The 12,621-nt window shown below is 31.5% G+C and carries 9 protein-coding genes and 1 pseudogene; all 10 read left to right on the top strand.

Going from position 1 to position 12,621, the window contains the following annotated elements; genetic code table 11:
• Positions 1-10: 10 nt before the first annotated feature.
• Positions 11-1,279 (top strand): efflux RND transporter periplasmic adaptor subunit, encoded by a 1,269-nt coding sequence (locus PHR76_RS03945; RefSeq protein ID WP_300058778.1) that lies wholly within the window; start codon positions 11-13, stop codon positions 1,277-1,279.
• A 22-nt stretch (positions 1,280-1,301) separates the two neighbouring features.
• Positions 1,302-1,667: a DUF3703 domain-containing protein gene (locus PHR76_RS03940; protein ID WP_300058776.1), complete on the top strand. Its 366-nt coding sequence runs from the start codon at positions 1,302-1,304 to the stop codon at positions 1,665-1,667.
• 6 nt (positions 1,668-1,673) lie between these two features.
• A complete protein-coding gene (locus PHR76_RS03935) occupies positions 1,674-3,665 on the top strand; it encodes a heavy metal translocating P-type ATPase (RefSeq protein ID WP_300058774.1) in 1,992 nt (663 codons plus the stop codon).
• A 72-nt stretch (positions 3,666-3,737) separates the two neighbouring features.
• Positions 3,738-4,094 carry a hypothetical protein gene (locus PHR76_RS03930; protein ID WP_300058772.1) on the top strand — a complete coding sequence of 119 codons (357 nt, stop codon included), beginning with the start codon at positions 3,738-3,740 and terminating at the stop codon, positions 4,092-4,094.
• 187 nt (positions 4,095-4,281) lie between these two features.
• A pseudogene (locus PHR76_RS03925) lies at positions 4,282-4,617 on the top strand (heavy-metal-associated domain-containing protein); the annotation flags it as partial.
• A gap of 132 nt (positions 4,618-4,749) precedes the next feature.
• Positions 4,750-8,574, top strand: a complete 3,825-nt coding sequence (locus PHR76_RS03920) for an efflux RND transporter permease subunit (protein ID WP_300058770.1) — start codon at positions 4,750-4,752, stop codon at positions 8,572-8,574.
• Positions 8,567-9,787 (top strand): TolC family protein, encoded by a 1,221-nt coding sequence (locus tag PHR76_RS03915; RefSeq protein ID WP_300058768.1) that lies wholly within the window; start codon positions 8,567-8,569, stop codon positions 9,785-9,787. Before PHR76_RS03920 ends, PHR76_RS03915 begins: the two co-directional genes overlap by 8 nt.
• A gap of 96 nt (positions 9,788-9,883) precedes the next feature.
• Positions 9,884-11,656 (top strand): efflux RND transporter periplasmic adaptor subunit, encoded by a 1,773-nt coding sequence (locus PHR76_RS03910; protein ID WP_300058765.1) that lies wholly within the window; start codon positions 9,884-9,886, stop codon positions 11,654-11,656.
• Between the two features lie 19 nt (positions 11,657-11,675).
• Positions 11,676-11,936, top strand: a complete 261-nt coding sequence (locus tag PHR76_RS03905) for a heavy metal-binding domain-containing protein (protein WP_300058763.1) — start codon at positions 11,676-11,678, stop codon at positions 11,934-11,936.
• A 205-nt stretch (positions 11,937-12,141) separates the two neighbouring features.
• Positions 12,142-12,621 carry a DUF305 domain-containing protein gene (locus tag PHR76_RS03900; protein ID WP_300058761.1) on the top strand — a complete coding sequence of 160 codons (480 nt, stop codon included), beginning with the start codon at positions 12,142-12,144 and terminating at the stop codon, positions 12,619-12,621.

Genomic DNA, 12,621 nt, shown 5'->3' with positions numbered 1-12,621 from the left:
ACTCACGATAATGATCAATATATCTTTAAAACCAAATTATAAAATAAACTCATTTTTTAAAATCTTTCTTCTTTCTTCTTTCCTCTTGATTCTAAACTCATGCGGAGAAAAGAAAACAGAAGAAGCTCACGAAGAAGAAAAATCGGAAACAGAAGTCGCATTGACTAAAACGCAATTTGAAACAGTTGGTATTGAAACAGGTAGTATTGAAATGAAAAACCTAAATACAATCATCAAAGCTAATGGTTACACAACTGTTCCTCCACAAAGTATGGCAAATGTTTCTACATTAATTGGTGGAGTTGTTAAAGAGATATATGTGTTAGAAGGGACTTATGTAGCAAAAGGGAAAACATTGGCTACACTTCAAAACCTTGAAGTTGCTGAAATGCAAGAAGATTACAATTCTGCTGTAGCGAATATTGAATACTTGCAACTGGAATACAATCGTCAAAAAACATTAAGTGAAGAAGATGTAAATCCTCGCAAAGTATTTCAAGAAGTAAAAGCAAAATTGGCAGTGGAAAGAGCAAGAGCACAAGCCGCTAAAAACAAATTACAAGCATTAAATGTAAGTTTATCAGGAAACTCATCTTTAATTCCAATTATTGCTCCAATAAGTGGTTACGTTGGTAAAATAGGCATTACAAAAGGAGCTTTTGCAGACACAGGAATTACTCTTTTTGAAGTTATTGATAATACACAAATGCACCTTGATTTAAATGTTTTTGAAAAAGATTTAGGTAAAATTTCTATTGGTCAAGAAGTTGATTTCGTTCTAACCAATCAATCTAATAAAGTGATTAAAGGAAAAATATTTGGTATTAATAAATCCTTTTCAAACGAAAGTAAATCGGTTGCAGTACATGCCAAGATTAATGAAAATGATACAAAAGGTTTAATTTCTGGAATGTATGTTGCAGCTAATATTAACATTACCAATCAAACGGTTCAAGCATTGCCTAAAGACGCAGTTGTGAGAAACGGAGATAAATATTATATTTATATACAAGAAGAACATGTAGAAGAAACTCCAAAAGGTAAGAAAGAAGCGCACGAACACAAAGAAGGCGAAGCACATTCTGAAGAAGCTGTTGGCGAGGAAGAAGGACACAACGAAGTACATTTCAAAGCAATAGAAGTTGTACCAGGAACAACAGATTTAGGGTATACCGAAGTGAAATTTGTTGAAGCAATTCCTGCCGATGCAAAAATTGTAATTAAAGGTGCATTCTATTTATTGGCAGCGTCAAAAGGTGGTGGAGAACACGTTCATTAATCATTTATAACTAAAAAGAGACATGAAAGTAAATACAATTATGCCCACAAAATTGAAACCTTTTTATAAGGCTGAACTAGAATTAGCAAAAATAAATAGTAACGAAAATAATTTACAAAAATCTTGGTTTCATCTAGAAAGAGCACACATAACCGGACAAAAATATCCGTATGAACATACATTTGTTCATTGGAAAATGTTACAATTTGGAATTAAAATAAAAAGTTCAAAAGAAATTGTTGGTCAAATACCAAGATTATTGGTAGGCGGTGTAAAATCATTTGTTGGACACATTCCTGTGGGTAATACTGGTGGTGCAAATGTTCAACCATTAAAAGCAATGGAAATTCCTGGTGACATTCAAAAAATACTAAACGTAAACACATAAATTATTATGACTGATAATAAATCACAAAAAACAGAAGACGAAGCAGAATGCTGTAGAATAGAAGAAAAAATCAATAAAGCAGAAGAACAACATTCAGACGATGATGGACATGATCATGACCATTCAATAAAAGAAAAATCCACATTCCAATTATTTTTACCAGCAATAATAAGTTTCGGCTTATTATTGTTGGCTATTGGGTTTGATAATTATTTTACCCAATCTTGGTTTACGGGTTGGGTTAGAATAGTTTGGTATGTTGCAGCTTATTTGCCAGTAGGACTTCCAGTTATAATAGAAGCCATACAAAGCATTCGTAAAAGTGATGTATTCTCTGAATTTTTACTAATGTCAATAGCAACAATTGGTGCTTTTGCTATTGGTGAATATCCTGAAGGTGTAGCGGTAATGTTATTTTATGCTATTGGTGAAATCTTTCAATCATTAGCAGTACAAAGAGCCAAAAGAAACATAAAATCCTTACTCGACCAACGACCAGATGAAGTTACTATTCTCGAAAATAATGTAGCTAAAACAATCAAAGCTTCAACGGCTAAAATTGGAGATATTATCCAACTTAAAGCTGGAGACAAATTAGGTTTAGATGGAGAATTACTATCAGATAAAGCTTCCTTCAATACAGCAGCTCTTACTGGAGAAAGTAAACCCGATTCAAAACTAAAAGGAGATATTGTTTTAGCAGGAATGATAAACTTGAATTCTGTTTCGCAAGTTAAAGTAACAACTGCTTATACAGATAGTAAATTATCTAAAATTCTGGAAATGGTGCAAGAAGCAACATCTAAAAAAGCACCAACAGAATTATTCATTAGAAAATTTGCTAAAATCTACACACCTATAGTAGTGTTTTTAGCAATCGGAATATGTATAGTACCAATGCTTTTTGTGGAAAATTATGTATTTAACGATTGGTTGTATAGAGCGTTAATCTTCTTGGTAATTTCTTGTCCTTGTGCATTAGTGATAAGTATTCCTTTAGGGTATTTTGGTGGAATTGGTGCTGCTTCTAAAAACGGAATCCTTTTCAAAGGAAGTAATTTTTTAGATGTAATGGCTTCTATTCAAAACGTTGTGATGGACAAAACAGGAACGATGACTGAAGGTGTTTTTAAAGTGCAAGAAGTCGTTTTTAAAGCTGATTTTGACCAAAATGAAATACTTCAATTAGTAAATGCTTTAGAAAGTCAAAGTACGCATCCAGTAGCAACAGCAATACATGATTTTGTTGGAGAAATAGATAGTAAAATCAGTCTTAAGGAAGTTGAAGAAATAGCTGGACATGGTTTAAAAGCTAATGTAAATGGAAAAGAACTTTTAGTGGGTAATTTCAAACTAATGGATAAATTTTCTATTAAATATGATATTGATCCATCAAGTATTGTCTACACGCTGATTGCTGTTGCTTACGATAAAAAATTCGTGGGTTATCTTACCATTGCAGATAGTATAAAAGAAGATGCACAAATCACAATTGATAAATTAAAAGCATTAGGAATCAAAACTACTATGTTAAGTGGAGATAAGAACAATGTAGTACAATTTGTGGCTCAAAAATTAGGAATTACAAATGCCTTTGGCGATTTATTACCAGAAGATAAAGTAAATAAAGTCAAAGAAATTATAGCCAAAAACGAAACGGTTGCTTTTGTGGGCGATGGTGTTAATGATGCTCCAGTAGTAGCTTTAAGTAATGTGGGTGTTGCAATGGGAGGTTTAGGAAGTGATGCAACAATTGAAACAGCAGATGTAGTAATTCAAGACGATAAACCTTCAAAAATTCCAATGGCAATAAATATTGGAAAACAAACCAAGAAAATTGTTTGGCAAAATATCACTTTAGCTTTTACAGTAAAAGCGATAGTTTTAATTCTAGGTGCTGGTGGTTTAGCAACGATGTGGGAAGCCGTTTTTGCCGATGTTGGAGTCGCTTTATTAGCAATATTAAATGCAGTTAGAATACAACGAATGAAGTTTTAATCTTGATTTTTAACATTTTTTTTAAAATATTTAATTTGTTTTGATTAACTTTGGTATGTTTTAGAACAATAAATGAAAAAATCTTACATCATAATAATTTTGTTTTTAGGAATATTTTTTATTCCTAATAATACTTTTGCTTGTGGTAGTGATAAGCAATCTTGTGAAAAAGAACTTTCCACTACTAAAACAAAAGAAAAAAGCTGTTGTGATAATAACAATGATGATAAAGGATGTAATGGAAGTTGTGGTCACTCAAAATGTGGCTGTCCTTCAACTACTATAAGTAGTTCAACATCAATTATACTTTCATACAAATCAAATAGTATTTTTAACTTTACATCTTTAAATAAAGTTAAATTTTTCTACAAAACACCTTCAGTTTTAGAAGGTCATTCTTCTATATGGCTTATTCCTAAAATAAGCTAAATTTAAAATTTGACAGCCATACTTATGTCAAATTTATAGCATTTGCTATTTTTTTATAACAGTCTTTTGAATCTTAAATTCTCATGTTAAACATGCTTATTTAATTCATTATAGCTGCTATTCAATTTAAATTTATTTCAAAAATTCATTCAAAAAAAAATCTTTTTGAATACTAAAATCATATAAAATGAAAAAATCATTATTAAAAATAATGATAGCAATCACAGTATTGTTATCAACCACAATGAACGCACAAACAAAAAACATAAAAACAGAGGAAGTGAAAATTTCAGGTAATTGTGGAATGTGTAAAAAAACGATAGAAAAAGCAGGAAACATCAAAGATATTGCTACAGTAGTTTGGAACAAAGAAAATAAAATAGCAACAGTAACTTATGATGAATCTAAAACAAATAAAGATGAAATAGCAAAGCGTATAGCTAAAGCTGGATATGATTCAGAACTTGCTAAAGCAAAAGATGAGGATTACGACAACCTTCCGGGATGTTGTCAATATGACCGCGAGTAATTGTACTTTAATAAATTGTAATTAACCTATTCCTCTAAAGTATTTTCTACTTTAGAGGAATATTCAACAAATATTCATCAAAAACCTTGATAAATATTTTTTGTTGGTTGTAAATATTATATTCAGATGTTAAATAAAATAATAAAATATTTCCTAGAAAATAGATTAGTAACTGTACTTATTCTGATGGTGCTAATTTTATGGGGTATTTCCACAGCTCCATTTAACTGGAAAATACCTTTCCTGCCTTCTGATTCAGTTGCGGTAGATGCTATTCCTGATATTGGTGAAAATCAACAGATTGTTTTTACACAATGGCAAGGTAGGTCACCTCAAGATATTGAAGACCAAATCTCTTATCCATTAACTACTTATTTATTAGGTATTCCAGGGGTAAAATCGATTAGAAGTAATTCTATTTTTGGTTTTTCAAGTATATACATAATTTTCGATGATGATATTGAATTTTACTGGTCAAGATCCAGAATACTTGAAAAATTAAACTCATTACCTAATAGCTTATTACCTGAAAATGTAAAACCATCACTTGGTCCAGATGCAACAGCATTAGGACAAGTATATTGGTACACAGTGGAAGGAAGAGATAAAAATGGTAACCCAACTGGTGGATGGGATTTACAAGAAATAAGAACAGCACAAGACTTCTATATTAAGTACGGTTTAAATGCTGTGCAAGGAGTTTCAGAAGTAGCATCTATTGGTGGATTTGTCAAAGAATATCAAATTGATGTCAATCCAGATGCATTGAAAGCTTACAATATTAGTTTGATGCAGGTAATGACTGCAGTACAAAAATCAAACAAAGACGTTGGAGCTAAAACAATTGAAATCAATCAAGCCGAATATTTAGTTAGAGGTCTTGGTTATGTAAAAAAAGTAGAAGATATCGAACTCGCTGTTGTTGCAGTAAAAGATAACGTACCTATTCGAGTAAAAGATATTGGAGTTGTTAGTTTAGGTCCGTCAACTAGAAGAGGAATTTTAGATAAAGGTGGTGCAGAAGCTGTAGGTGGAGTTGTCATTGCACGTTATAGTTCTAATCCATTAGAAGTAATAAATGGTGTAAAATCTAAAATAAGTGAAATTGCATCTGGTTTACCCAAAAAGACATTAGCTAATGGTGTGGAAAGTCAATTAACCATTATTCCTTTTTATGACCGTACAGAATTAATTCAAGAGACTATAGGTACTCTAGAAACAGCTCTTTCTCATGAAGTTTTAATTAGTATTATTGTCGTCTTACTTTTAGTTTTTAATTTAAGAGCTTCGTTAATTATTTCAAGTTTATTACCCGTTGGTGTGTTAATGACTTTTATTGTCATGCGATATGCTGGAGTAGATGCTAACGTAGTGGCTTTATCAGGAATTGCTATTGCTATTGGAGTAATGGTAGATGTTGGAGTCGTCTTTGTCGAAAATATTATTCGACATCTAGAAATGCCGAAGAATAAAGGAGTAAAAGGAAAACAATTAATGCTAGTAATTTATGAAGGAACTACTGAAGTTGCATCAGCTATTACAACAGCTTTAGCAACTACAGTTGTTAGTTTCATTCCAGTATTTGCTATGGAATCAGCAGAGGGCAAACTATTCAGACCTTTAGCATTCACAAAAACTTTTGCACTGTTAGGAGCTTTTGTATTAGGAATTGTAGTACTTCCTTCTTTAGCTAACTATTTGTTTGGTATTGACTATGATAAAAAAAGAGTAAAACGTTTTTGGTCTTATGTATTTATTTCAGGTGGTATTTTACTAAGTATTTATTTCAAAATTTGGCTTCCTTTAGGATTAACCTTAATGGGGTTATATGACCTGTTTAATCAAAAAATTCCTGAAAAATTCCAACCTTATACAAAGCATTTTAATTTAGTTATAGTAGTTTTTATTGTTTCTTATTTTTTAACACAAGAATGGATGCCTTTAGGCCCACAAATAAGCGTAATTGGTAATTATCTATTTGTAATTGTTTTGTTAGGAATAATAATAGGAGCACTTTTATATATTGTCAGTTCTTATGAAAGAGTGCTGCGTTGGTGTTTAGAAAATAAAGGTAAATTCATGTTGTTACCAATCATGACATTATTTTTCGGCGTTTTAGTATGGATAGGTTTTGAAAGCACTTTTAGTTTTGTGGCTAAAGGATTTGATAAAATTGGTTGGAACATCAAAACTTCAAAAGTATGGTCAGTTCCTGCTCACATATTTCCGGGTATTGGTTCCGAATTTATGCCAACGCTTAATGAAGGTAGTTATTTATTAATGCCAACTTCAATGCCTCATGCAGGTGTGGAACAAAATAGAAAAGTGGTAGGTCAATTGGATATGATTCTAAATCATATTCCCGAAGTCGATATGGCTGTTGGTAAATTAGGACGTGTAGAAAGTGCTTTAGATCCTGCTCCTATTTCAATGTATGAAAATATCATCAATTACAAACCGGAATTTATTTTGGATGCTAAAGGACATCGAATGCGATTTAAGACGGATAATAAAGGGCGTTTTATCACTAAATCTGGCGATAGTCTTACACATGATGATGCTTTAAAACAAGCTATTTCTATTAAGAATCTTATTCCAGATGATGATGGTTCTTTCTACAGAAATTGGCGAGATATAATTCAATCACCTGATGATATTTGGGATGAAATTGTAAAAGTATCAAAAATACCAGGTGTTACATCTGCTCCAAAATTACAGCCTATAGAAACACGGTTAGTAATGCTCCAAACAGGAATGCGAGCACCTATGGGAATAAAAGTTTTTGGACCCGATTTAAAAACAATTGAAGAGTTTGGTTTAAAATTGGAAGCCATTATTAAGGAAGTTCCTTCCGTTAAAAAAGAAGCTGTTTTTGCCGATAGAATTGTAGGAAAACCTTATTTACATTTAAACATTGACAGAGAAAAAATTGCTCGTTTTGGCTTAAATGTAGAAGATATTCAACAAACAATTGAAACTGCAATTGGCGGAATGAAAATTTCTTCTACTGTTGAAGGTCGAGAACGTTATCCGATTCGAGTTCGTTATCCTAGAGAATTGAGAGATAGCCCTGAAGCATTGGCCAAAATATTAGTAGCTACTCCTACTGGAGCACAAATTCCACTTGGTCAATTGGTGCAATTTGAATACAAAAAAGGACCTCAAGCAATTAAGAGTGAGGATACTTTTTTGGTTGGATTTGTACTTTTTGATAAAAATGATAATTATGCTGAAGTAGATGTAGTGAATGATGCACAAAAAGCAATTCAAACTAAAATTGATTCGGGCGAATTAATAGTTCCACAAGGAGTTAATTACAAATTTTCAGGTAGCTACGAAAATCAAATTAGAGCTATGAAAAGACTTTCGATTGTAATTCCAATTTGTTTGGTTGTTATCTTTTTATTACTCTATTTCCAATTCAAAACCATTATTGCATCATCAATCCATTTCTCTGGAGTATTTGTTGCATTTGCAGGTGGATTTATCATGTTGTGGTTATACGGTCAAGGCTGGTTTATGAATTTTTCAGTAGCAGATGTAAATATGAGGGATTTATTTCAAATGCATTCCATTAATTTAAGTGTAGCTGTTTGGGTAGGTTTCATAGCATTATTTGGAATTGCTACTGATGATGGAGTAATTATGGGTTCTTATATTCATCAAGTTTTTGAAGAAAAAAATCCTCAAACAATAGCTGGTGTTCGTGATGCAGTAGTTGAAGCTGGTAAAATGAGAGTTAGACCTGCTGTGATGACAACGGCTACAACAATCATTGCTTTACTTCCAGTATTAACCTCAACAGGTAAAGGTTCAGATATTATGATTCCAATGGCTATTCCAACTTTTGGAGGAATGACCATTCAAATTATGACCATGTTTGTAGTGCCAGTATTACAAGCGTATTGGAGAGAAACAGTAATTAAAAATAAAGAAAAGAGAAATGCGTAAAATACTAATAATATCAATTCTATTTATGGCGTATAATGTTGTAGGCCAATCTATAAACGACTATTATACTATTGCGGCAGAAAATAATCCAGAATTAAAAGCAAAGTATAAAGAGTTTGAAGCAGCCATGCAAAAAATACCACAAGTGAGTTCTTTACCAGATCCTAATCTTTCTATGGGTTATTTTATTTCACCCGTAGAAACAAGACTTGGTCCTCAAAACATGCGATTTTCATTAACTCAAATGTTTCCTTGGTTTGGTACTTTAAAAGCTCAAAAAAATGCAGCAACTTTAATGGCAGAAAGTAAATACCAAGCCTTTTTAAATGCTAAAAATCAATTGTATTCTCAAGTTGCTACTGCTTATTATCCTTTGTATGAGCTATTAAAACTAAAAGATATTGAACAAGAAAACATCAAAATTCTAGAATCATACAAAAATATTGCCAATGCGAAATTTGAAAATGGTAAAGGAAGTTTAGTAGATGTCTTGCGTGTGGATATTATGATAAAAGATGCACAAACTAATTTAGATATTTTAACTAAAAAAGAACCTGCATTAACATCTTGGTTGAATAGTATATTAAATAGAAAGTACAATGAAAAAATTGTTATTTCTAAAGATTTGCAAATTATGGAATTACCAATGGAATACCGCAAAGATTCTATAACCACTAACCCAATACTACAAGAGCTTGAATTAAAAAAACAAGCTTCAGAAGTAGCTATTGAAGTAGCCAGAAAGCAAGGTTTACCTAAATTAGGTCTTGGTTTAGATTATGTTTTGGTAGGGAAAGGAATGAATAATTTTCCAGATTCTGGTAAAGATATTATCATGCCAATGGTTTCTGTTAGTTTGCCAATCTTTAGAAAAAGATACAATGCAGCAACGAAAGAAGCAAAACTAATGCAAGAAAGTTTTTCTTTTCAAAAAGAAGCGTATGAAAACAAACTAAACGGTACATATTATAAACTTGTTTTTGAATTAGAAAAGGAACGAGATTTATTAAAATTATATGAAGGTCAAGTACTAACACTCTCCAAAAGTTTGAATCTATTATTTGCTTATTACAGTAATGCGAATAAAGATTTTGAAGAAGTATTACGCATGCAACAAGAGCTTTTAAAGTATCAAAAAATGCAATTGTCAAGTACTAGTACTTTTTATATAAAATTAGCGGAATTGGATTATTTAACGGCAAAACAATTTTAATTATGAAATCGCGACTAAGCAAAAGTTTGCTTAAGCAAACACCTATGAAAATAATGCGATTCCATATGACCTTTAAAAAACAATAAATATTTACATATGAAAATAGATAAAAAAACAAAAATCTTATTAGCAGTAACTTTATTAGTTGGGCTATTATTAGGTGCTCTATTCTTTGGTGGAAACACTAAAGAGGAAGAAAATAAAACAGAAGTCAAATCAAAAGCAGAAGTTTGGACGTGTTCCATGCACCCACAAATTAGGCAACCAGAACCAGGAGATTGTCCTATCTGTGGTATGGATTTAATTCCGTTAGAATCTGGTAATGAAGATATTGACCCAGAAGCAATTAGTATGTCAGAATCGGCAATGATAATTGCAGGAATTTCTACTTATAAAGTAGGAAATACGGACGGAATCAAAGAAATAGCACTGAATGGAAAAATTGAAGTGAATGAGAAAACAGTTTATAGTCAATCTTCACACATACCTGGTCGTATTGAAAAAATTCAAGTTTCTTTTGTAGGCGAATATGTAAAAAAAGGTCAAGTGGTTGCTTATATATATTCTCCGGAATTAGCGAGTGCACAACAAGAACTTATTGAAGCTTATAGTGTAAAAGATATTCAGCCCCAATTATTCGAATCGGTAAAATCGAAATTGAAAAACTGGAAAGTTTCAGACGCTACCATAAACAGTATTATTTCTTCAGGAAAAACACAAGATAGATTTCCTATTTATGCTGATGTTTCAGGATATATTATTAAGAAAAATGTAGAGCTTGGCGATTATCTTCAAAAAGGGCAAACCTTATATGATGTTGCTGATTTGTCAACCGTTTGGGTACTTTTTGAAATTTACGAATCGGATATGAGTTGGGTTAAAAAAGGAGATAAAATTAACTATACAGTAGCATCTTTTCCAGGAGAAACATTTTCAGGAACAATTGCATTTATTGACCCATTTATAAACCCAATGACACGAATCGCAAAGGCAAGAGTTGAGGTAGCTAATTCTGGATTAAAATTCAAACCGGAAATGTTTGCAACGGGTACTTTAAAAACTAAAGTAGTTGGTAATAAATCAACATTAAGTGTTCCTAAATCGGCTGTGATGTGGACAGGAAAACGTTCCATTGTATACATTAAAAATGAAACCGATAAGGGAATAACATTCAAATTACGTGAAGTTACATTAGGACCACTTTTGGGGAATGACTACATAATTGAAGAAGGTTTAAAAGTTGGTGAAGAAATTGTTTCAAATGGTACTTTTAATGTTGATGCAGCTGCACAATTAGCAGGAAAACCAAGCATGATGAATTTGGAAGGTGGCAGAGTAAGCACAGGTCACAATCATGGAGATTCTTCTATGCCAATGAATGAAGATAAAAAAGTAGCATTAAAAGCAGACAAAACAACGATTAGTGCTGAAGCTAAAAAGAGTTTACAACCAATATATAAAGATTATTTTGAATTTAAAGATGCCTTAACAAAAGATGATTTTAATTCGGCTAAAAAAGCTTTGTTAGCATTTGAAAAATCTTTCAATAAAATAAACATGAGCGTATTTAAAGGAGAATCTCATAAAGTATGGATGAATTATCAAACAGAGCTGAAAAAACAGACACTTCATGCTACACATATTAAAAACATTAAAGAATTAAGAATGACTTTTGAACCTATATCAAATGTTATGATAGCAATGACAAAAGCTTTTAATCCTTTAAACGAGAGTGCATACGTTCAGTTTTGTCCTATGGCTAATAGTGATAAAGGTGCCAATTGGTTAAGTAAAGAGAATAAAGTAGTTAACCCATATTTTGGAGCTTCAATGATAAAATGTGGAGAAGTAAAAGAAACAATTAAATAAATTAATAAATTTTAAAATCATGAAAAAAGTAATCGGAATTTTAGCAGTAGCTTTAGTAAGCGTAACAATCTCTTGTAAAGACAACAAAGTACAAGAAGAAGGAACAATGCATAACAATGAAATGCAAACAGAATCACATGAAGGACACGATCATTCTAAAATGGAAGAAACAGCTACAATGTATTATTGTCCTATGAAATGTGAAGGAGAGAAAACCTACGACAAAGCGGGTGAATGTCCAAAATGTGGAATGGATTTAGTGGTTGTAGAGAAAGAATAAGTTTATGGTCAAGTTACACAGCAAAAACATGGTTTGTAATAGATGTATTATAGTGGTTAAGTCTGAGTTAGAAAATCTTGGGCTTAACTATCAATTATATTCATTATGACGTTGTAATGTAAATTATATAACAATCTCATAAAATCATAAAACTAGTTTACAATCTCATTTTTTATATTTAATAACTAATAAAACAAGAATTAATATGGAAACAAATCACTCAAACAAAAATCAGAATCCGTATCCAAAATTTGCTTTAATAATGGCTGCCTCATTTATAATCATGTATTTGGTTATGTTTTTAAATGTTGCTGAATTTGATCATGTTCTAAACAGTTTAACTCGCTTTTATATGACTACGTTAATGATTGCTACTATGGCCATTACTATGTTACTATTCATGTGGAAGATGTATCCAAGTCGTAAAATCAATATAGGAATTATTGCTTTTGCTGCATTTACTTTTTTTGGAACATTTTATTTATTGCGAACTCAAACTCCAATAAGTGATGTTCAATGGATGAAAGCGATGATTCCACATCATTCGTCAGCGATTATGACTAGTAGTAATGCCGATTTTAAAGATGCAGAAGTTCAAAAGCTCGCTGATGATATTATTGATGCTCAAGAAAAGGAAATCAATCAAATGAAAGAAATGATTGAACGTATAGAAAATAAAAAATAA

Source organism: Flavobacterium sp., assembly GCF_028689845.1.
In the GTDB taxonomy this organism is placed as follows: Bacteria; Bacteroidota; Bacteroidia; order Flavobacteriales; family Flavobacteriaceae; genus Flavobacterium.
The sequence above is the reverse complement of the archived record's forward strand: the minus strand, read 5'-3'. Positions and strand labels throughout refer to the sequence as shown.

Coding starts and splice junctions, on each gene's coding strand:
- PHR76_RS03935 (WP_300058774.1), top strand. CDS start 1,674: ATGACTGATAATAAATCACAAAAAACAGAAGACGAAGCAGAATGCTGT.
- PHR76_RS03905 (WP_300058763.1), top strand. CDS start 11,676: ATGAAAAAAGTAATCGGAATTTTAGCAGTAGCTTTAGTAAGCGTAACA.
- PHR76_RS03945 (WP_300058778.1), top strand. CDS start 11: ATGATCAATATATCTTTAAAACCAAATTATAAAATAAACTCATTTTTT.
- PHR76_RS03900 (WP_300058761.1), top strand. CDS start 12,142: ATGGAAACAAATCACTCAAACAAAAATCAGAATCCGTATCCAAAATTT.
- PHR76_RS03910 (WP_300058765.1), top strand. CDS start 9,884: ATGAAAATAGATAAAAAAACAAAAATCTTATTAGCAGTAACTTTATTA.
- PHR76_RS03920 (WP_300058770.1), top strand. CDS start 4,750: ATGTTAAATAAAATAATAAAATATTTCCTAGAAAATAGATTAGTAACT.
- PHR76_RS03940 (WP_300058776.1), top strand. CDS start 1,302: ATGAAAGTAAATACAATTATGCCCACAAAATTGAAACCTTTTTATAAG.
- PHR76_RS03915 (WP_300058768.1), top strand. CDS start 8,567: ATGCGTAAAATACTAATAATATCAATTCTATTTATGGCGTATAATGTT.
- PHR76_RS03930 (WP_300058772.1), top strand. CDS start 3,738: ATGAAAAAATCTTACATCATAATAATTTTGTTTTTAGGAATATTTTTT.